At 42.6% G+C, this 21,110-nt stretch carries 21 protein-coding genes; 18 read left to right on the top strand and 3 right to left on the bottom strand.

The genetic code is table 11. From position 1 onward, the window contains the following. Positions 1 to 3: 3 nt before the first annotated feature. Together AAFF35_RS13245 and AAFF35_RS13250 are read right to left on the bottom strand one after the other, a co-directional pair. Complete coding sequence (locus tag AAFF35_RS13245; RefSeq protein ID WP_342332992.1) at positions 4 to 930, bottom strand: SDR family oxidoreductase; 927 nt, start codon at positions 928 to 930, stop codon at positions 4 to 6. Beyond that, entirely contained in the window at positions 882 to 1,790 is a 909-nt protein-coding gene (locus AAFF35_RS13250; RefSeq protein WP_342332993.1) for a DUF6266 family protein, read from the bottom strand. Before AAFF35_RS13250 ends, AAFF35_RS13245 begins: the two co-directional genes overlap by 49 nt. Positions 1,791 to 2,125: 335 nt before the next feature. Here AAFF35_RS13250 and AAFF35_RS13255 point away from each other — a divergent pair, with 335 nt between their 5' ends. The 12 genes from AAFF35_RS13255 to ric all read left to right on the top strand — a co-directional run bounded on the left by AAFF35_RS13255 (position 2,126) and on the right by ric (position 13,302). Then, positions 2,126 to 2,491: a hypothetical protein gene (locus AAFF35_RS13255; RefSeq protein ID WP_342332994.1), complete on the top strand. Its 366-nt coding sequence runs from the start codon at positions 2,126 to 2,128 to the stop codon at positions 2,489 to 2,491. A gap of 99 nt (positions 2,492 to 2,590) precedes the next feature. Next, positions 2,591 to 3,409 (top strand): FixH family protein, encoded by an 819-nt coding sequence (locus AAFF35_RS13260; protein ID WP_342332995.1) that lies wholly within the window; start codon positions 2,591 to 2,593, stop codon positions 3,407 to 3,409. 4 nt (positions 3,410 to 3,413) lie between these two features. Continuing rightward, the gene (locus AAFF35_RS13265; RefSeq protein WP_342332996.1) at positions 3,414 to 5,435 is read left to right on the top strand and encodes a TonB-dependent receptor; all 2,022 of its coding nucleotides are present in this window, start codon (positions 3,414 to 3,416) and stop codon (positions 5,433 to 5,435) included. A gap of 111 nt (positions 5,436 to 5,546) precedes the next feature. Then, the gene (locus AAFF35_RS13270) at positions 5,547 to 6,155 is read left to right on the top strand and encodes a Crp/Fnr family transcriptional regulator (protein WP_342332997.1); all 609 of its coding nucleotides are present in this window, start codon (positions 5,547 to 5,549) and stop codon (positions 6,153 to 6,155) included. Positions 6,156 to 6,254: 99 nt separating this feature from the next. Next, a complete protein-coding gene (gene azu / locus AAFF35_RS13275) occupies positions 6,255 to 6,788 on the top strand; it encodes an azurin (protein WP_342332998.1) in 534 nt (177 codons plus the stop codon). Positions 6,789 to 6,811: 23 nt separating this feature from the next. Further along, a complete protein-coding gene (locus AAFF35_RS13280; protein ID WP_342332999.1) occupies positions 6,812 to 8,941 on the top strand; it encodes a ribonucleoside triphosphate reductase in 2,130 nt (709 codons plus the stop codon). Positions 8,942 to 8,996: 55 nt separating this feature from the next. Further along, positions 8,997 to 9,101 carry a hypothetical protein gene (locus AAFF35_RS13285; protein ID WP_342333364.1) on the top strand — a complete coding sequence of 35 codons (105 nt, stop codon included), beginning with the start codon at positions 8,997 to 8,999 and terminating at the stop codon, positions 9,099 to 9,101. Further along, the gene (locus AAFF35_RS13290) at positions 9,076 to 9,756 is read left to right on the top strand and encodes an anaerobic ribonucleoside-triphosphate reductase activating protein (protein WP_342333000.1); all 681 of its coding nucleotides are present in this window, start codon (positions 9,076 to 9,078) and stop codon (positions 9,754 to 9,756) included. Before AAFF35_RS13285 ends, AAFF35_RS13290 begins: the two co-directional genes overlap by 26 nt. Before the next feature lie 54 nt (positions 9,757 to 9,810). Next, positions 9,811 to 10,647: a DUF2249 domain-containing protein gene (locus AAFF35_RS13295; RefSeq protein ID WP_342333001.1), complete on the top strand. Its 837-nt coding sequence runs from the start codon at positions 9,811 to 9,813 to the stop codon at positions 10,645 to 10,647. Beyond that, positions 10,644 to 11,954 carry a hypothetical protein gene (locus tag AAFF35_RS13300; protein WP_342333002.1) on the top strand — a complete coding sequence of 437 codons (1,311 nt, stop codon included), beginning with the start codon at positions 10,644 to 10,646 and terminating at the stop codon, positions 11,952 to 11,954. The genes AAFF35_RS13295 and AAFF35_RS13300 overlap by 4 nt, the downstream gene beginning before the upstream one ends. Further along, entirely contained in the window at positions 11,944 to 12,249 is a 306-nt protein-coding gene (locus AAFF35_RS13305; RefSeq protein WP_342333003.1) for a metal-sulfur cluster assembly factor, read from the top strand. The genes AAFF35_RS13300 and AAFF35_RS13305 overlap by 11 nt, the downstream gene beginning before the upstream one ends. A 96-nt stretch (positions 12,250 to 12,345) precedes the next feature. Beyond that, positions 12,346 to 13,302: an iron-sulfur cluster repair di-iron protein gene (ric, locus tag AAFF35_RS13310; RefSeq protein WP_342333004.1), complete on the top strand. Its 957-nt coding sequence runs from the start codon at positions 12,346 to 12,348 to the stop codon at positions 13,300 to 13,302. 5 nt (positions 13,303 to 13,307) lie between these two features. Here the strand turns inward: ric and AAFF35_RS13315 are convergent, their stop codons facing one another. Next, positions 13,308 to 14,576: a hypothetical protein gene (locus tag AAFF35_RS13315; protein ID WP_342333005.1), complete on the bottom strand. Its 1,269-nt coding sequence runs from the start codon at positions 14,574 to 14,576 to the stop codon at positions 13,308 to 13,310. A gap of 172 nt (positions 14,577 to 14,748) precedes the next feature. Between AAFF35_RS13315 and AAFF35_RS13320 the strand changes: the two genes are divergently transcribed. The 6 genes from AAFF35_RS13320 to AAFF35_RS13345 all read left to right on the top strand — a co-directional run bounded on the left by AAFF35_RS13320 (position 14,749) and on the right by AAFF35_RS13345 (position 21,110). After that, the gene (locus tag AAFF35_RS13320; RefSeq protein WP_342333006.1) at positions 14,749 to 15,228 is read left to right on the top strand and encodes a cytochrome c; all 480 of its coding nucleotides are present in this window, start codon (positions 14,749 to 14,751) and stop codon (positions 15,226 to 15,228) included. A gap of 22 nt (positions 15,229 to 15,250) precedes the next feature. Further along, positions 15,251 to 17,245, top strand: a complete 1,995-nt coding sequence (nosZ, locus tag AAFF35_RS13325) for a Sec-dependent nitrous-oxide reductase (RefSeq protein WP_342333007.1) — start codon at positions 15,251 to 15,253, stop codon at positions 17,243 to 17,245. An 88-nt stretch (positions 17,246 to 17,333) separates the two neighbouring features. Then, complete coding sequence (locus AAFF35_RS13330; RefSeq protein ID WP_342333008.1) at positions 17,334 to 18,368, top strand: nitrous oxide reductase accessory protein NosL; 1,035 nt, start codon at positions 17,334 to 17,336, stop codon at positions 18,366 to 18,368. Further along, a complete protein-coding gene (gene nosD, locus AAFF35_RS13335; RefSeq protein WP_342333009.1) occupies positions 18,368 to 19,606 on the top strand; it encodes a nitrous oxide reductase family maturation protein NosD in 1,239 nt (412 codons plus the stop codon). Before AAFF35_RS13330 ends, nosD begins: the two co-directional genes overlap by 1 nt. Next, positions 19,603 to 20,346, top strand: coding sequence for an ABC transporter ATP-binding protein (locus AAFF35_RS13340; RefSeq protein ID WP_342333010.1), 744 nt, complete (start codon positions 19,603 to 19,605; stop codon positions 20,344 to 20,346). Before nosD ends, AAFF35_RS13340 begins: the two co-directional genes overlap by 4 nt. Further along, complete coding sequence (locus AAFF35_RS13345; protein WP_342333011.1) at positions 20,343 to 21,110, top strand: ABC transporter permease subunit; 768 nt, start codon at positions 20,343 to 20,345, stop codon at positions 21,108 to 21,110. Before AAFF35_RS13340 ends, AAFF35_RS13345 begins: the two co-directional genes overlap by 4 nt.

Consider the following 21,110-nt stretch of genomic DNA (forward strand, 5'->3'; position numbering starts at 1 on the left):
AGTTTAATTTCCTAAAAAGGTCTGTTCCATCTGTTTTCTGAAGGCCTCGTCGCCCAACTCGAGGCGTTGTGCATAGAGTGCTTTTGCATCTTCACCGGCAACATACCTGAGTTGATCTTTACCGTCTGTGGCGGCTTCGTAGACTACTTCCGCAATTTGTTCTGCTGAAGTAAAATGATTTTCGTCAAATCCTGCAAACAGTTGTGCCAGCCATTTTTCATAAACCGGATGGGTAGACATTTCAGCAGAGCGACTTAAAAAATCTGTTTTTATCCCACCGGGTGAAACGGTCTTGATGCCCACACCAATTTTCTTTAGCTCAAAGGCCATGCTTTCACTCCAGCCTTCCAATGCCCATTTTGTGGCATGGTAGACCGAACTGAAAGGGAAAGTGATCAAACCGCCGATAGAGGTGGTAGAGATGAACAGTCCCGCTTGTCTTGCTCTGAAATAAGGAATGAAGGCTTGTGTAACCCGGATCACTCCTAAAATATTGGTGTCCAGCTGACGAACCAGCTGCGCATCGCTGGTCGATTCCAAAGGGCCCATCAATCCATAACCTGCATTGTTAAAGACCACATCGATATCGCCTGAAGCAATGGCTTCCTTTGTGCTGGCTTCAATCTGAGCAAGGTTGGTGACATCCAATGGCAACAGGCTGATGTTGTCTATCAGGTTCAACTCTTTTTCGTCCTGAGGCTTGCGCATGGTAGCGATTACTTTCCAACCTTTGGCCGCAAATAATTTTGCCGCTGCTTTTCCCAAACCTGTTGAGGCTCCTGTGATGAATATTGTTTTCATTTTCTTTTCTGATTTGATTACAAAATTCCATCGTTTACCTTTCAGGAATGTATCCAAAATGGTAGTTGTTGTAGCCGCTTTTACAAAGGAATCGTTCCCAACCTGTCTGCCATCATTTCCGTAAACCATAAATTACCATCTTTGTCTTTCCTGATGCGGTGCATCATCACCGAACGGCTCGGAACAACATGGGTAGAAAAGGGGACGCCGGTACACAAAGATAAATTGATCGTTGATGATAGCCTTATTTCCGGAAGGCGGACATGGCTGGGCAATTGTACGATCTGTAGCCTTGGTTTTTCTGGTAGTCCTGTTTCTTTCTGTAGTTCTGGCTTTTCCTGCAATTCTGGTCCTTCCTGCCGTCTTAAACGTCCTAAATACTGGCTCTCCGACTGACTGCACCTGTCTTTAGCCACTACCGCAATGTAAAGGTCTACTTCCTTTCCTTTCAGCTCTTCGGGAAGCTGGAGCACATCTGTTCCTGAACTTCTGAAATTACCGGTACACTGATAAACTGCCTTCCGGTCCTCCATATCTATGGCCAAAAGCATCACCTGATCATAAGGCGAACCACCATCAATAGCGACCACTTTCCAGTTAAAACGGAGCAGATCTTCTCTTTCCTGTACCACAACCGGAGTCGTTAAACCAGGAAGTGTTCCGCCACTGATTTTAAATTCAGCAGGATCGATATAGTCGCCTTCTTCATTTGTTTTAAGCGCAAACCGCCGGTTATAGGAAAGCGCAGCACGGGTGCCCCCGCTAACCGTCCAATAGTCTTTAAAACCAACCTTCACCAGATCTTTAATGCAGTTTACTACCTCCTGTACCAGTTTAAACCGGCTCCTGTTTTTTAATTCGTTCGCGGTGGGCGGAGCCGTTCGATCTGGTAAACTCCTCATCCGGTCTATGCCATATAAGGTATAACCAACAACGGTACCAACTTTTCCGCTGAAACCACCTAACAATCCTTTTGTAATCTTTGCCATCTCTTCTTTTTATCTAAGTTGCAATTCATTGGATCTTTACCCGATCTATACTGCTTGCTTACCCGCCTTTTACACGCTTCCAAGCGGGGCTGCACCGAGTATAGACCGAATATAAAGCCTGGTCAGAGCGGGTATAACCGGGAACAGTTCCAATACTGCAAGTTACATAACATTTCCCTGCCCAATCCCGGATAGGATTCGCTATTATATGCCGAATACCCACCAGGATTTGAAGAAATTCCTGATCACGATCAGTTTTTTAATCCACCTGTATCATTAATCAGCATTTGTTGATTACTTACTTTTATCCCTATAATCTCCGAGCTATCTAAAGGATGAAAAAGATCATAAGCATCGTGTTAATATTGTCTTTAGGCTTTCAATGTATGGCCACGTTGGGGCTGATTACGATGTATCAATTGAATAAAGCATACATCAGCAAGGAACTGTGTGAAAACAAAAACCGGCCAGCAATGCATTGTGAAGGTAAATGCGTTTTGAAAAAAAGCCTCGCCCATGCGGAAAACACAGAAAAGAGTGGCAATGTCGTCGAAAAGCAGTTGGACATCCCATTGTTTCTTACCGTTGTTGCCGAAGATGTTGTTGTCGAAACCATCCCGCTCTGTAAAGGGAATACCCTTTTTCTCTTAAATTATACACACACAATTTCTGATCATATCTTTCATCCTCCTTTGGTGTGATTTCTCAGTAGCGCTAATTTATTATCCTCCTGAAAAGGATTCATCATGTCTCACAAGGGCAAAGGGATGCCTATTGCCTTTATTTTATCTCAAATCCGTATGAAAAAGCTATATACTATTGCCTTTTTGCTGACTGTCTTTGCAGCCTGTAAAAAAGATTCGAATACCACAATTTCTACTGACCCTAAAGAAGGGTTAATAAAAGTCTCAGAAGGTTATGCCTTAGGTGCGGCCACGAGAGTAGAGCTCTGGTCGCAGACGAGCATAACCACAGGATATCATAAATTGTTCCTGGCACTTTATGATTCCCTTTCCAATCGATCGATCACAAATGCAGCAATAGCGGTCCTGCCTGTAATGGACATGGATATGAATGGCATGCAAATGTCTCATGCCGCACCTTGTTATCAACCCGAAAGCAACGTCGCTGAAAATACATTGTTTCCCTGCGCTGCAGTTTTTACCATGCCTGGTACTGTTGGTCAAAGTAAATGGTCCTTTAAGGTTACGGTTAAAAAAGAAGGACAAGATCGTTCTGCAATAGCCTTGTTGCCAATCGATGTGAAAGCCTCCCTGCCGGCGAGGGTAAAAATGATCAGCACTGCCGATGGGACTAAACTGGTTGTTTCCTGCTTTTTTCCTGTCCCTCCGAAAATTGGAATCAATGAGGTGGAACTGAGCATTCATCGCCAGCAGGATAAGATGACCTTTCTTCCTGTAGATGATTATTTAGTGGCTATGACACCGGAAATGCCGGCTATGGGGCATGGTTCTCCCAATAACATCAATCCAGTGGTTACTAAAAACGGACGTTATAAAGGAAAGGTAAATTTTACCATGACAGGCGAATGGAGGATCAACTTCGGCCTGACTAAAGCAGGACAAAACCTAAATACATTTTTTGACCTTACATTTTAAGCAGATGGACACTTATTTTAAATCTGTTCCGCTTGTCTTTCTACTCCTTTCAGGATCACTGGCGATCGCTCAGACCAAACAGGATAGCGTAATCAGGGAACTGGCGTTAAAAGAAGTTCAGATCCATACGAGCCGGAAAAGTAAACATCCTCGAACAGCCTTTTATCAATCGTCTATGCTTTCTGGCATAGACGATATCCTGGCTAAGGTAGAGGGCTTGAGTTTAATTAAACGTGGACCGATAGGTATGGAACCTGTACTCAGAGGCTTTTCAGGCGGACAAGTGAATGTGGTCATCGACGGGATGAAGATCTTTGGTGCCTGTACTGATAAAATGGACCCCGCTACCATTTATACGGAACCTGTTAACCTGAAAAGTATAGAAGTCAGGAACGGCGGGGAGGGAATGAGCATGGGGGCTACGGTAGGTGGCACGCTAAATCTGAAACTCGCTGACGCCGTCATTGACTCCAACGTCAGGCTTAGCGGAAGTATGGCTTCCGGATATTATGCTGCTGCTGCTGCGGTACAGAATGTACTAGCCATGAACTACAGTGCAAAAAGCTGGGCCATAAGGGTAAGTGGGGTGTATAGAAAAGCCAGTGATTATCAGGATGGCCTCGGCCAAAAGATTGCTTTCTCCCAATATGAAAAGGTGAATGCCAGTGTTTCAGGGAAATATCTGATCCATAAAAACAGCCTGATTAAAGCCGATTTCCTATTGGATGATGGATGGAATATTGGTTTTCCAGCATTACCGATGGATGTAGGTTATGCAAAAGCCAGAATCGCTTCACTTAGCTATGAGTTGAAGGAGCATCCTGGTTTAGTGCAGGAGATGGAAGCAAAAGTCTATGCAAACTCCGTTCGCCATGCGATGGACGATACCCGAAGACCGGCGGTAACAATGCACATGGATATGCCCGGGCAAAGCCATACCTTGGGCGCATTTGTTCAGTTTCGGCTCAAGGCCCTGGGAAAACACGTGTTAAGGTTAAAAACAGACTTTTATTACAATGCAGTTAAAGCGGATATGACGATGTATCCTCAGGGAGGGGCACCAATGTATATGAAAACATGGCCCGAAAATCATCAGGCCGTAGCAGGGCTCTTTTTAGAGGATGGAATTTTCCTGAATGGCAAAAGTCGGCTGGATCTTAAATTACGTATGGAAATCGCATCTTCAAAACTCGCAGATCAGATGGGGCAAAACCAGTTTGCGGTTTTAGGTTATGATGTACATCAGCCTCTTAACCGTGTCCTGAAAAATGTGAATGTCAGCTATACCCGGTTTTTGAGCCCACTTTTTACCGTGTATTTGAGCGGAGGGCTGAATGAAAGATCGCCGACCACCTCTGAACGATTTGGCTTCTATCTGTTTAACCGGATGGACAACCACGATTATGTCGGAAATCCATTGCTAAAGAATGAACAGGCCTGGAATGGGGAGTTAAACCTGTTGTTTGCAACACCGGATTTATCCTGGAAATTAACTGCCTTTGGCAGCCTGGTACAGCATTACATCATGGGGAAAACCCAACCGGAATTAAGCGTAATGACGACCGGAGCTGCAGGAGTTCGCGCTTATAAAAACATTCCTTCCGCAAGATTATTTGGTGCGGAATCTAGTTTTAATTACCAGTTTTTCCATCGTCATTTTATCCTCAACAATACCTGGAAATGGCTGCATGGCGAAGACCATCAACATAATCCGCTGCCCCTGATCACTCCGATAAAAACGATCACCAGCCTGCGTTTCCTGCATCGGAATGTATTTCTGCAGGCAGAAAATGAAATCAGTCTCCGGCAGAGTCAGGTCAATCTGGATTTCGGCGAAAAAGAAACCCAAGGGTATACCATATTCAATGTAAGGTCGGGTTACAGTTTTGTAATGAAGCGGTATCAGCTGAACTTTTCAGCAGGTATTGAAAATCTATTTAATAGGGCATATGCAGAGCATTTAGATTGGGGTTCAGTGTTAAGACCCGGAAGGAATATCTATGGCATGCTGACCCTGAAATTCTAAACAATGCCGAACATCACTTATATAAGTGATCCCGCTTCCTGGAGAATGATCGGCTGCGAATTAACTTCGTCATCAAGGAGGCGATGATCTCCTGATTTAATAAATTAAGTCATGATTGATGCGAATTTTTTAATTCAGTTTGGAGCCAAAACAGTAAGTTTTGAAAAGGGGGAAATGTTATTCAGACAAGGAGATACGCCCCGGTATTATTTTCAGATCCTTAAGGGAGCGGTAAAAATGAATAATTTTAACGACGACGGGAAGGAATTTGTTCAGGGCCTTTTTACGGAGGGGGACAGTTTTGGAGAACCTCCTCTTTTTATTAAGGACAGCTATCCCGCCAATGCTGAAGCGATCGTGCCCTCGGAAGTCCTCCTCCTCGCGAAAGATAAATTTCTGGAGCTTTTGGCCAGCCATCCCCAGGTCCACCTTCAGGTGACGGTTAACCTCGCCGAACGGCTGTATTTTAAGTCCATCATGGCCTCAGAAATCTCTTCTCAGGATCCGGAACACCGGGTCCTCAAGCTCATTGATTATTTTAAAATTAAAATCAATAAAGTGCCGGCCGGGGAGACGTACAGGGTAGAAATTACCAGACAACAAATCGCTGACCTCACAGGATTAAGGGTGGAAACGGTGATCCGCTCCATAAAATCACTCGAAAAAAAGGGCGAACTGACGATCCATAACCGCAAAGTTTACAGACCCTATTCTTTATGATTTCAGTCATAAAAAACACCTGTAGCGGCCTCATAACTTTGAGCCATCGCTTTCCTGTCAAATTGAATACAAATTAATAATCACCATAAAATAATCAAAATGAAAAGATCAATCAGTATTTCAACGTTACTATTCGCAGTTGTTTTTGCCCTCAGTTCCTGTGGTGGAAACGCAGATAAAAGTCAGGCTGTGGATCCGGCAAAGGAAACCACTACAGAGCCCGTTCAGGAGGAGAGCAGCAATGTTTCGCCGGAAACCAGCAACGCGCTGACGCTGGAGGGAAACGACCAGATGCAGTACGACAAAACAGAACTCCGTGTTAAGGCGGGAGAAACGATTACCCTGGTCTTTAAGCATACCGGTAAAATGGAAAAAACTGCCATGGGCCACAATTTCGTCCTGTTAAAACCAGGAACTGATCTGAACGCATTTGCACAAAAAGCAATGACTGCCAAAGACAGCGACTATATCCCTAAATCGGAAAGCACCAGCGTGATTGCGCATACCAAACTGATTGGCGGAGGAGAATCGGATACAATTGAGTTTACCATTACTGAGAAAGGTACTTACGATTATATCTGTTCTTTCCCCGGACATTTCTCTATGATGAAAGGCCAGCTAATTGTCGAGTAAACACTTGAAATAAACAGATTCCGATGAAAAAACAAGTGATAAAAAGAAACGGAACCTATCATCATTTCGAAGGTTTTAAAATTGAAGATGCGATAAAGAGATCATTTGAAAGTGTAGGAATGCTCCCCGATAAAAGTGTTGGTGAATTGGTGTTAAGTAGGTTGGCTTTAAAGGACATATGGGCGGTGGAAGATATACAGGATGTAATTGAGCGCGTTCTTTTTGACCGCGCACATTTTGAGGTACTGCGTTCTTTTATGCTGTATCGCCATACCCGGAAGATGCAAAGGGAACATGTTGCCGGTTTAAATGAAGATACGACCTATGTAGACAGCACGCAGACGGTGGAGGAATACATCAGACAGACGGACTGGAGAATTAAAGCAAATGCAAATACTTCCTATTCCAATGCAGGCCTGGTGAACAATATGGCTGGAAAGATTGTCGCCAATTATTGGCTGGATAAAGTGTATTCCCGCGAAGAAGGGTATGCCCATCGTTCCGCAGATCTCCATATTCATGATCTGGATTGCCTTACCGGTTATTGCGCCGGTTGGAGCCTCAGGGCATTGCTGAACGAAGGCTTCAACGGCGTGCGGGGAAGGGTGGAAAGTAAAGCCCCTTCGCACTATAGGGAGGCTTTAGGTCAGATGGCTAATTTTTTAGGAATCCTGCAAAGTGAATGGGCAGGAGCACAGGCCTTCAGTTCATTTGACACTTATCTCGCGCCTTATGTTTTCAAAGACCAGCTTTCTTTTGAGGAGGTGTTGAAGGCGATCAGAGGTTTTGTCTATAATTTGAATGTGCCGGCAAGGTGGGGGCAATCTCCCTTTACCAATATTACACTCGACTGGTTGGTTCCCCAGGATCTGAAAGCGCAGATGCCCACAAAAAATGACCTTCATCTTTTTACTGGTATTGTGGAGGAGACACTGATGACTGAAGCAAGAAACAGAGGGGCAACCGAGCTGACAGATCTGCGCTATGAACATTTTCAAAAAGAAATGAACATGATCAATAAGGCCTATTATACCGTCATGACGGAAGGAGACGCCGGCGGACAACCTTTTACCTTTCCCATTCCGACCGTGAACATTACAGAAGATTTTGACTGGAATGGAGAAAATGTAGACCTGCTTTTTGAGAATACCGCGAAAATTGGTTCTTCTTATTTTCAGAATTTCATCGGAAGTCAGTATATGCTGGATGAAGATGGAAATCAAACAGAGAATCCCGATGCCTATAAACCCAATGCGGTAAGGAGCATGTGTTGTCGCCTGCAGCTGGATTTAAGAGAATTGCTGAAACGGGGCAACGGACTCTTTGGGAGTGCCGAGATGACGGGAAGTATTGGCGTCGTGACGATCAATATGGCCCGTCTGGGGTATTTGTATAAGGGAAATAAGGAAATGCTTTATGAACAACTGGATCGGTTGCTTTACCTCGCCAAGTCGACTTTAGAAAAGAAAAGGGTCTTTATTCAGGAAATGTATGACCAGGGTTTATATCCTTATACCAAAAGATACCTGCATCATTTCCGCAATCATTTTTCGACGATTGGTGTAAACGGGATGAACGAAATGATCCTGAATTTTTCGGAAGGTCAGTATACGATTACCGATTCCCAGGGGATCTCTTTTTCATTAGAGATTCTGGAACATATCCGCATGCGGATGAAAGAATTTCAGGAAGACACCGGAAATCTGTACAACCTGGAAGCTACTCCGGCAGAGGGGACTACTTATCGTTTTGCTAAAGAAGATAAAAAACGTTTCCCTGATATCCTGCAGGCTGGAAAGGACGCAAATATCTACTATACCAACAGTTCTCAGATTCCTGTTGACCATACTGATGATCCTTTTGAAGCCTTACTGTTACAGGATCAATTGCAATGTAAATATACCGGGGGAACGGTTTTGCATTTGTATATGCGGGAAAAAATAGCTTCTCCGGAAGCCTGCAAGGTATTTGTCAGGAAGGTGCTGACCAATTTTAGACTGCCGTACATCACAGTTACGCCGCTCTTTAGTGTCTGTACCGTTCATGGTTATTTAAATGGAGAACATGAATACTGCCCGCTTTGCGATGAATCAATTTTAAATGAATATCACCAATCAAAAGACTTGCATTATGAAAACACAGGAACAGCTTGAAATTTTAAATCGTTATTCTGAAAAAAGAACGAAATGTCTGGTCTATACCCGGGTTATGGGGTATCACAGGCCTGTCGAGAGTTTTAATACCGGAAAAAAAGGCGAGCATCAGCAGAGAAAACATTTCACAGAAAATGAAAACTGTAACGCCGGTATATAGCATTACCCCATTTACCTTGCTTGATTATCCGGATAAAACAGCCTGCATCCTTTGGTTTGCAGGCTGTAATATGCGTTGTTCTTATTGCTATAACCCGGATATCGTACTGGGAAAAGGAAAGCTGAGCATGGCCAAAATAATGGACTTCCTCCATTCCAGAAAAGGGATTTTGGATGGGGTCGTACTGAGCGGTGGAGAATGTACCCTGCATAAAAATCTGATCCCAATCCTAAAAGAAATCAGGGCCCTGGGGTATTTTGTGAAATTAGATACGAATGGGAGCAGGCCAAAAGTAATGAAGCAGATTCTGGAGGCGAACCTCGTGGATTATATTGCACTGGATTTTAAAGCCTTACCGGAGGCATTTCAAGCGGTAACCTCCGCTGATTTGTTTGCTGAGTTTGAAGAAACATTAATGCTTTTGATCAAGTCGCCTACGCGTTTTGAACTGAGAACGACCATTCATGCTGATCTCTTTACTGAAAAAGATTTTAGGGAAATGGTCAGTTTTTTAGAAAACAGACAGTACAAGGGTAATTATTATGTCCAGCATTTTGTGAACCAGGTACCCACCCTGGGTAATCTCGGTTATTCCGGGAGGGAGTTCATCAACAAAGATTTTTCAACGGCTCACATTCAGGTCGTTTTCAGATAGCTCAATCTGGGGCAGCTCAGGAAGATTTTATGGGGAAAATTAACACAAATAAAGATGAAAAATATAGGACTACTGACGATTAACAGAAATACGCGCATCACCGCATTGTTAGCGGTAAATCAGGAAGCAGTGATCGAGGCATTGGCGAAGCTTAACCGGAATTTTTCCAAGCTGAGAAATCCGATTTTGAGAAACCTGTTTGCCCGTCGCATCAGCATTGAGGATGCCTGCAGGATTGCGCATTGCGAAGTTGATGCTTTTTTATCGAGTATGGAACAGATCGGCTTTTGTATTGATGAAAAGTTGGAGGAGGGGATGCTGTCTGCCCCGGAAACGATAGATTTCAGTCGCCATAAAAATATCAGGGAACTCGATGTTCGCCCTTATCTGGATCAGGATATAGACCCTTTAAAAGAGATTTTAAAACTGGCAGGTTCCGTAAAAAAAGGAGAATGTATCAAAATAATCAACTCCTTTGAACCTGTGCCACTGATCAATTTGCTCCATGACCAGGGTTTTCTGCATCAGGTAGAGGTTGTGGAAGAAAACCTGGTGGTTACCTGGTTTGAAAAAAAGGAAGAAGCGGGGCTGATCAGCAAGGCCTCCTCTGAAGGGAATCTGGTTTCGGTCGACAAAAGAATGTTCGATAGCGTGCGGCATCAATTTAGTCCGGAGAAGATCCGGTGCATTGATGTTCGTCAGCTGGAAATGCCTCAGCCTATGCTGCGGATTATAGCGAACCTGGAAGAATTGGCGACTGATGAATTGTTATATGTGCAGCATAAAAAGCTTCCTGTATTTCTAATCCCGGAGCTGACTAAAAGAGGATTGACATTTTTGATTCACTATAAATCAGATCAGGAATTGGAACTATTGATCTACAAATCATGAGTGTTGTTAAACCTCAAAACGGCCTGTACAGAATTGCGATCTGTCATTATTTGATCGCTGCCTTGTTTTTTCTGGCCCTGGCGATCCTGTTCCTCTTTTCAGTGGAAGAACTTTCCGGTCATTACTTCCAACCTAAAATATTGGCTTTAACACACATTGCAGCCCTGGGCTGGGGTTCAATAATTATCTTTGGCACCTTATATCAATTGCTCCCCTTTATTCTGGAGACGCGCTTATTTAGCCTCAAACTTTCCTGGCTTAGCCTGGCTTTCTTTGTGCCGGGAGTCATTCTGCTGGTTTATTGTTTCTGGGTGTTTAATCCGGGCGTGTATATGCAGGTTGCCAGCTTCCTGCTATTTGCAGCTGTTGTTTCATTTGACCTGAATGTTTTCCTGACGGTGAAGGACCGGAAACAAGATTCGATGGTTACGGAATTTATCTTAACATCTTGTTTATGGCTGAGTTTAACGGTTCTGTTAGGTGGGCTGATGGTCTTTAATTTTACATTTTCTTTTTTGCCTAAAGACCATTTGCAGTTCTTAAGGTTACATGCACACATGGGGATTGCAGGTTGGTTTTTAATGCTCATCATTGGAGTCAGTGCGAAACTGCTGCCCATGTTTCTGGTTTCAAAATATCAAAAGACACATTTGTTATCTTATAGCTATTACCTCATCAATGCCGCGTTATTGTCGTTTATCGTCGACGGTTATTTTTACGGAATTAACTTTAAGACCTATGTGATTTCCTTTTTAGGAGTGCTTGGAATCTGTTTTTATCTGGCCTTCGTTTATCAGTGTGTGACCACGAGAATCCGTGCAAATATTGATTTACCTATGGTTCAAACGCTGGGTTCATTTATTTTGCTGGGATTGGCGATATTGACCTTGCCCTTCCTGCTTTATTATCATTTGAAACAGCATCCACTGGCTACAAATTTATCGGTGTTCTATGGGGTTTTAATCTTTATGGGCTGGATCAGCTCCTTAATCTCAGGACAGACTTTCAAGATTTTGCCGTATATCGTTTGGCTGAAGTGTTATGAACACCTCACCGGCAAAGTTAAAACGCCGATGCCGGCAGATCTGATCAATAATTCCCTTCTGAACCTTCAGTTTGTCGCATTCCTTGTCTTTCTGCTGAGCTTCATGACCGGCTTTCTTTTGTCATCGGATATCCTGAAGTACATTGCTGCAGGTAGTTTACTGCTGATGGCTTTATGTTATAGCATTCATGTTCTTTGCTTGCTTTTACATCCCATTAAAACAGAAAAATATGAACCATCCCGAAGCATCAATGAAATATAGAGCTCAAGTTGTCAGTGTTTTAAAAACCGTTATTGATCCTGAACTAGAGGTCAATATTGTTGACCTTGGCTTGATCTACGCCATAGAAATGGAAGAAGACCTGCTGTCTCTGCGTATAGAGATGACGCTGTCGTCCAGGTCTTGCCCAATGGGAGAAAGTATTTTATCTGCGACTAAAAACTGTCTGGAGAGATCTTTTGAAACTTTCAATACAGAAGTCAAAGTGGTGTGGGATCCGGAATGGAACGCTGATTTTATCTCTGCTGCAGGAATCAGAAAGCTTCGGGGATATTGAGCAATATATTATTTCCGGATGTGATTGAGATCATAAAAGGGAAGGGGGAGCAGGAGATAGATTTGCCTTTATATTATTCATTTTAAAAAAGACATTATGGAAACGATAGTCACTTTAAATGTTACCGCCTTAGAACCCCGCTTAAAACACCCAACGATTTTTGAGATGTACGACAACTTAAATCCCGGAGAAGCTTTTATCATTGACAATGACCATGATCCGAAACCATTGTATTACCAGTTACTGGCAGAGAGAGGTCAGAATTTTGACTGGGCATATCTGGAGAACGGTCCTGAATTATGGAAAGTGAAAATTGCGAAAAATGATACATTCCAAAATGAGGAAACCATTGGAGAAATGGTGACAAAAGATTACAGAAAAGCACAGGTCTTCAAATCGTTTGGCATTGATTTCTGCTGCGGTGGAAAAAAGACACTTACCGAAGTTTGTGCAAAAAAAGGAATAGATACCGAATCCTTGCAAAAAGCACTAGAACTATTAAAAGAAGCTCCTGTTACTTCAGATAATGACTATAACAAATGGAATCCTGGATTTTTGACCGATTACATCATCAATACGCACCATCAATATGTAAAAGACAATACCACTTTTATCCTGGAACTGGCCAATAAAGTAGCTTCGGTACATGGTGCTCAACATCCTGAAACCATTCGGGTGGCAGAGATTTTTGCAAAAGTGGCCAGTGATTTAACCTTACACCTGATGAAAGAAGAGAAGGTTCTTTTTCCCTTTATCAAAGAAATGTCGGATGTTCAGGATAAAGCAGGACGATTGTTGGAAAGTGCTTTCGGAGCAGTAGCTAATCCAATCCAAATGATGGAGTCTGAACATGAAGAAGCTGGTGAGGCCTTACAAACTATCCGCGAACTGACCGGTAATTTTACCTTACCTGCCGGTGCTTGTAACTCTTACACCATTTTATACAAGAAGCTGGATGAATATGAAAATGATTTACACAAGCATGTGCATCTGGAAAACAACATTTTGTTTCCAAAAGCACTTGCCTTAGAAAAGGAACTTAGACAGCGATAAGCACCTTAAGTGTTGGTTAATCCATTGTGAATCGAATTTGCAATGGATTTTTTTATGCCCCATATTTTGAAAACCATCAGGAGCAACCCTATTCCCATGATTATTGAAGCGACGAATAAGATGATATTTGTTTTTATCAGAAGATTTAATCCGATCATTTCCAAACCCTGAATCATCAATGCCATTTCCTGGATGAGCACGCCGGAAACAAAAATGACAATTCCGGATCTGCTCATTTTTCTATACGGGGCAAGAACCTCATTGAAATGACCAATCAGGAAAAATGAAATAATGCCTAAAAAGCACAAATGTAAATAGGCGATCACGATCGGCCTGAAGCCAAATGCGAAATCGCTCAGGCTTGGGAAAACGGATAAGAACTGTAAGGTGATTTTAATGACCAATGAAAGTCCGGCCAACAGCCATAAATACCGGGTTGTTTTTGAGAAGCGACCATTGGTTTCTGCTTTGAGGAGTTTGAAAAATTTAAAGAAATAAAAGAGTGCTAATAGTTGGAAAACGGCCGACAAACTGGCGGTCCAATAAACAAAAGACGGTAGTTTTAACCAAAGGAGCGAAAGAAAATAACTGGGAATGACAGTAACTGCAAGTATCAGAAATAAAGCCTTGTTCAGCTTTAGTAAGAGGGCATTTCCCTGTCGGCTAAAAAATGAAAATAACAAGCCGAAACCCGCAAATATAAACCAGCCATTGTATTGAAAATGCAGGAAGAAATAAATTGCTGCAAAGTAATAATCCTGGACTTTAATCTGGGCCGCCATTAAAAAGGCTAAGGTAAATGCTCCCAGTGAGGAAAGCGCCCATAAGCATAATGCCGATTTGAACCAGGATTTAACGGCATGTTCCTCCTTAATTTTTCGCAGGTCCTGCCAGAAAAAATAAATGAAAACATAAGAGACAAAGATGGAAAGTGTCGAAAAGGTAATGGAAAAGAGCGCATAACCCTGGACAATAAATGTCAGTAACATCCCGTATGCGGTAATGGTATTGGCGAGAAGAATCCAATGGTATTTTCTATAATTGGTTTTTAGTCCGTTTTTCAAAAGATAGTTTACCAACAGTGCCATCAGGGCCAGGGTAACCCAACCTACAAAAGCAAAATGGGAGTGGCCATGCAGCAGGTGTTTCTGGCTGATCAAAGGCAAAGGGAAATTTATTTTGTACCGTAAAATGATGCCGGCCAGGGCCACTACGAAGAAATTCAGAAGGGCTGTTTTCAGCCATTTATTCAAATGAAAAGACGTTGATTCCATAAGCTTTGAAGCAATGTGTGATATAGGTTATAAATTTTCTCAATTACAGTAAAAATTACGGTTTAAAACATGATAAATATCATTTATTACCTGGCTTTGAAGTGATTTGTATCATTTCCTAAAACGGTTTATTGCAGTACTATTACATAGTTAAACAAACCAATATTTCGTTATGAAAAAACTATTTTTTATTTGCGCATTGGCCTTAGTAATAGCCGCTTGCGGTGGGAAGGTCAACAGCAGTTCGACAGAAACATCCGGAGAAACCGGCGCAGAGACAGCTGGCACAACTGAGCAGTCCGGTTACGATCCCAATCGCGGGGAGGGAAAATTTACCGAGGTCAAATTAGGGGAAAAACTTGATCATGCAATGGCCGGCAGAGGCAAGCAGGTTGCCGATTTAAAATGTACATCCTGTCATAAGCTGACCGACGAAAAGCTGGTAGGTCCGGGATGGGCAGGAGTAACCAGTCGGCATAAGGCAGAATGGATCATGAATTTTATGACCAATACTGACGTCATGATCGACAAAGATCCCAAGGTTCAGGCGATGTTGGAAATCTGTATGGTCCGGATGCCAAATCAAAGTCTTACGGACGAAAATGCGAGAGATATTCTGGAGTATCTCAGACAAAATGATGGTGTAAAATAATGTTCAATTAATATATGTTTTTATGAGAAAGTTTCTATACTCTGTTTATTCATTTGCAAGCGTTTTGATGCTGATGAATTTCTCTGGCTGTAAGCCTAAAAGCGCAGGAGATGCGACTGGAAGTGATGCCGCCGGAAAGGTGTATGTAGCACCAGGTAAGTACGATGAAATGTACAATTTTGTTTCCGGTGGTTTTAGCGGACAGGTCAGTGTTTACGGCATTCCTTCAGGCCGTTTATTGAGGGTGATTCCTGTCTTTTCCGTCGATCCTGAAAAGGGTTGGGGATATAGTGAAGAAACCAAGCCTATGTTAAATACCTCTCATGGCGAAGTACCATGGGGAGATCAGCATCACCTGGATCTGTCACAAACAAATGGGGAAATTGATGGACGCTGGCTGTTCGCGAACGAAAACAATACCCCAAGGGTAGCCAGGATAGATTTGAAAACCTTCCGGACTGCCGAAATTATAGAAATTCCAAACAGTGCCGGAAATCACTCTTCTCCCTTTATTACCGAAAATACCGAATATGTGGTGGCGGGTACACGTTTCAGTGTGCCTTTGGATAATGAGAATGGAGATGTTCCGATCAGTTCCTATAAGAAAAACTTTAAAGGGACACTGAGTTTCATTAGTGTAGCTCCAAAAGACGGGGAAATGAAACTTGCTTTTCAACTCCTGTTACCCGGTATGAACTTCGATTTAAGTCATAGCGGTAAAGGGCCAAGCGGTGGCTGGTTTTTCTTTAGCTGTTACAATTCTGAGCAGGCACATACTTTATTGGAAGTGAATGCTTCCAAACGGGATAAAGATTATATCCTTGCTGTGAATTGGAAAAAAGCAGAAGAATATGTGAGACAGGGAAAAGGGAAGAAAGTTAAAGCCAATTACACGCATAATAAATACAGCGAGTCTACCCACAATGCGACTTCAACCAACGAAAAGGAAACGATTGTTCTGGATGTAAAGGATTTCCCGGATCTGGTTTACATGATCCCTTGTCCTAAGTCGCCACACGGTTGTGATGTAGACCCTACTGGCGAATACATTGTTGGAAGCGGAAAGTTAGCTGCGCTAATTCCTGTATTTTCTTTCAGCAAGATCCAAAAGGCAATTGCCAACAAAACCTATGATGGTTCTTATGGTGGTATTCCGGTATTGAAATATGAAGCCGCATTGTATGGTGAAGTAAAGAAACCAGGTCTAGGCCCTTTACATACCGAGTTTGACGGTAAAGGAAACGCGTATACGACCTTCTTTATTTCTTCCGAAATCGTGAAATGGAGCATTAAGGACCTGAAAATATTAGACAGGCAGCCTACCTATTATTCTCCGGGCCATTTAACCATTGCAGGTGGGAATACTAAAAAACCTTATGGTAAATACCTGATTGCCTATAACAAGATTACCAAAGACCGTTTTTTACCTACTGGTCCGGAATTGGCTCAAAGTGCGCAATTGTTTGACATCAGCGGTGATAAAATGAAACTGCTTTTAGACTATCCAACTATTGGTGAACCGCATTATGCGCAAATGGCTCCTGCCGATTTGATTGCTAAAAATTCTCAAAAGATCTTTAAACTGGAAGAGAACAAAAACCCTTACGTAACGATGGGAGAAAAGAACTCCAAAGTGGTTCGTGAAGGGAATAAAGTTCATGTTTACATGACCGCCATGCGCTCCCATTTCTCTCCGGATAATATTGAGGGCATCCAGGTAGGTGATGAAGTTTATTTCCACGTCACCAATCTGGAACAAGATTGGGATGTACCCCATGGTTTTGGCGTAAAAGGTAATCTTAATGCTGAATTGCTGGTGATGCCAGGGGAGACCTCTACCTTAAAATGGGTTCCTAAAAAAACAGGCATCTTTCCATTTTACTGCACCGATTTCTGTAGCGCTTTACATCAGGAAATGCAGGGATATGTACGTGTTTCTCCAAAAGGATCCAATGTTCCGCTTTCCTTCAGTCTGGGCAAAAATTCAGAGGCTGCTGAAGAAGCATTAAAAAAATAACCACCCCATAAAAAAAAGCCAGGCAGATCTGATGCTCAGTTCTGCCTGGTTAATTAATTCCTGCCTCTTTAATATTATGTCCATCATTATGAAAACTGTTCAACTCAGCAATACCGTCAGACTGCTCGTTTTATTTTGCGGACTCGCGTTGTTCGTTGTCCTTTTTGTGCCCTTATGGCAAATTGAGCTGGCCGCTCCTCAATATCCGGAAGGGCTTGTGCTCAAGATGTACCCCCATAAACTTGCCGGCAATGTAGACATCATCAATGGCCTCAACCATTATATCGGGATGAAAACCCTGCATACGGAAGACTTTGTGGAGTTTAGGGTATTGCCTTACCTCATCGTTTTCTTTGCCATCTTTTGTCTGCTGGTGGCTTCGTTTTTAAAAACCTATAAATGGCTGGTGTCTGTATTTACCCTGTTCGTGATTTTTGGGGTAGTGGCCATGGCCGATTTCTGGCGATGGGAATACCAATATGGACATGATCTGGACCCGAATGCGGCGATTAACGTTCCGGGAATGAGCTATCAGCCTCCGCTGATCGGCTATAAACAACTTTTAAATTTTGGTGCCTATTCTATCCCAGATATCGGTGGATGGATCTTTATCGGCGTTGGTGGCCTGTTATTGACCGCCATTATCTTACAATACAGAACTCAGAAAAAAAGAATATTTACTATGGAAAAAGGAAAAGCAGCCCTTGCGGCTTTGTTTTTAATCGCGTTGCTGGCTTCCTGCAGCAGTGGCCCTCAGCCCATCCGGGTAGGAGTTGATGCCTGTGGCTTTTGTAAAATGGGCATTGCAGATCAGCGTTTTGGTGCAGAACTGATCACTAAAAAAGGAAAGGTTTACAAGTTCGACGACCTGCATTGCCTGCTTGAATTCAAAAAAACACAAACCGTTAAAACAGAAGATATGGGATCCATATATCTGGTCGACTATGAAAAGCCTCATGGATTTATAGAAGCAGAAAAAGCTTTTCTGCTGAAAAGTGATGCGCTAAGGTCCCCGATGGGCGGAAATATGGCCTGCTTTGGAAACCCACAGCAGCTAAAGGAAAAAGCAAAAATTGTTAAAGGTGAAGAAGTCAGTTTCCAAACATTGATGACCGCGAATTAATGAAAAGAACCTTATATACCCTTCTGATGCTCTGCTTTGCAGCTTTTTGTGCACAAGGTAAAACCATTCGTGTGGGCAAGTCAAAAGCCTTTAAGTCCATACAGGCGGCTATAGATTTCTCGGTAGCAGGAGATACCATTCTGGTGGATCCGGGCTTTTATAAAGAAAAGAACATTCTCATTCAGAAGTCCATTGCCTTAAAAGGGATTAACTTTCCTGTGCTTGATGGCGATAAACAATACGCCATCATTTCCATTAAGGCCAAAAACGTCCTGATTGAAGGTTTTAAATTACAGCGTACCGGAAGGTCAGAAATAAGGGATTTAGGTGCGATTATGATTTACGACAGTTATCAGGTTTCAGCCATCAATAACATCCTGGACGATACCAATTTTGGCATTTATGTGCAGAACAGTAAAAAATGCACCATCAAAAACAATTCGATCACGGCCTATGGTAAGAATGAGCTGCAGAGTGGAAACGGCATTCATTGCTGGCGCTCGGATAGCCTGATCATCATTGGAAATAAAATCAAAGGACACCGGGACGGCCTGTATTTTGAGTTTGTCAAAAATTCACTGATCTGGAGAAATGTCAGCACGAAGAACGTCCGCTATGGGATTCACTTTATGTTTTCAAACCGCAATACCTATATCGGAAATATTTTTGAAAGCAATGAGGCAGGAGTGGCAGTAATGTACAGCAAGCACATTCACATGTTTAACAACCACTTTTTAAACAACTGGGGGGATGCGGCTTATGGGATTTTGTTGAAGGACATTACAGACAGCGACATTTCCGGTAATTATTTTACCAGAAATACCGTCGGCCTGCACATGGAAGGTTGCAGCAGGATCAAGCTGTATCACAATACTTTTGAGCACAATGGCTGGGCCGTTAAAATACAGGCCAGTTGCGATGGAAACGATTTTACCAGAAGTAATTTTGTAGGAAATACCTTCGATATAGGGACCAATGGTTCATTGGTCTTGAATACGTTTACGGGCAATTACTGGGATAAATATGAAGGTTATGACCTTGGAAGAGATGGCCTGGGAGATGTGCCTTATCATCCGGTCAGCATGTACTCCATGATCATTGACAGCAATCCGGCAGCACTGATGCTTTTTAGAAGCCTGATTGTTTCCCTCTTAGATAAAACAGAAAAAATACTACCTGGTGTAACTCCTGAAAGTTTAAAGGACGATAAACCGGTTATGAAAAGAATCCCCTTATGATTGAAATAAAAGACATCACCAAGAGTTTCTCCAGGTTGAAAGCGTTAGACGGAATGTCTGTGACCTTTTCCAAAGGAGAGTGTATTGCCTTGCTCGGGCCAAATGGCTGTGGCAAAACCACACTGATCAAGACCATTTTAGGAATGGTAGTTCCGGATAGCGGAACGATTGAATTTGACCATCAACCGATTGCCGGACAATGGCTTTATCGCAACCGGATTGGCTACATGCCGCAAATAGGTCGCTATCCCGAGAATATGACCATTGCCAATGTTTTCGAAATGATGAAAGACATTAGAAAAGACAGTTGTAAAGAACTGGATGAAGACCTGATGGACAGCTTTGAGCTGAAAGCATTGATGCCTAAAAAAATGCACACCTTATCCGGAGGTACCCGCCAGAAAGTGAGTGCCTGTTTAAGTTTTCTCTTCAATCCGGATGTGTTGATCCTGGATGAACCTACTGCCGGACTGGATCCGGTTTCTTCTGAAAAACTGAAGGAGAAAATCATCCTGGAAAAAGAAAAAGGTAAACTGATCTTGATTACTTCACATGTTTTAAGTGAGCTGGATGACCTCGTCACAGAAGTCTTTTATATGCAGGACGGAAAGCGGGTGTTTTCAAAGAAAATAAAGCAATTGCAGGAAGAGACGGGGGAAGAAAGGTTGTCCAAAGCTGTTGCGAAAATGATGATGCTTTCCAATGAACAAAAACACGATAAATCATATACTTTCCAATGAAAAAAATCTACAAATACGTACTCCTCGATATTATTCAGAATAAAATAGTCCTCATTTATACCTTTTTATTGCTGGTGATTGCTTTCAGTGTTTTTACGTTAGAAAGCAATTCTGCGAAGGGATTGTTGAGCTTGCTGAACATTATCCTGATTATTGTTCCGCTGATCTGTATCATCTTTTCGACCATTTACATTTACAACAGTTCCGAATTTATAGAGCTGCTTGTTGGCCAGCCGGTAAAAAGAAAATCCATCTGGCTGAGTTTATTTGGGGGTCTGGCTTCGTCCTTGTCATTGGCTTTCTTCATTGGCGTAGGGATCCCAATCCTCCTGTATCATGCCGACAGCACAGGACTAATGATGATTGCAATGGGCTTGTTCTTAACTATCATCTTTGTGAGCATCGCAATGTTTGCTGCCGGCATCATTCGTGACAAGGCAAAAGGAATCGGCCTTTCTATACTGCTATGGCTCTATTTTTCCCTGATTTTTGATGCCATGGTATTGTTCCTGTTGTTCCAGTTTCAGGATTATCCACTGGAAAGGGTAATGGTGTTTTTCAGCTTTCTTAATCCGATTGATTTAGGCCGCATACAAATCTTATTGCAAATGGATATATCGGCGCTGATGGGCTATACAGGAGCCATATTCAGGGAGTTTTTTGGAAATGGTTTAGGTATTGTGATTTCTTTTCTGGGTTTATTTGTCTGGATTGTTTTTCCTTTGCTGATCTCGCTGAGGAAGTTTAAGAGGAAAGATCTTTAA

It is taken from the genome of Pedobacter sp. FW305-3-2-15-E-R2A2 (genome assembly GCF_038446955.1).
Taxonomy (GTDB): domain Bacteria; phylum Bacteroidota; class Bacteroidia; order Sphingobacteriales; family Sphingobacteriaceae; genus Pedobacter.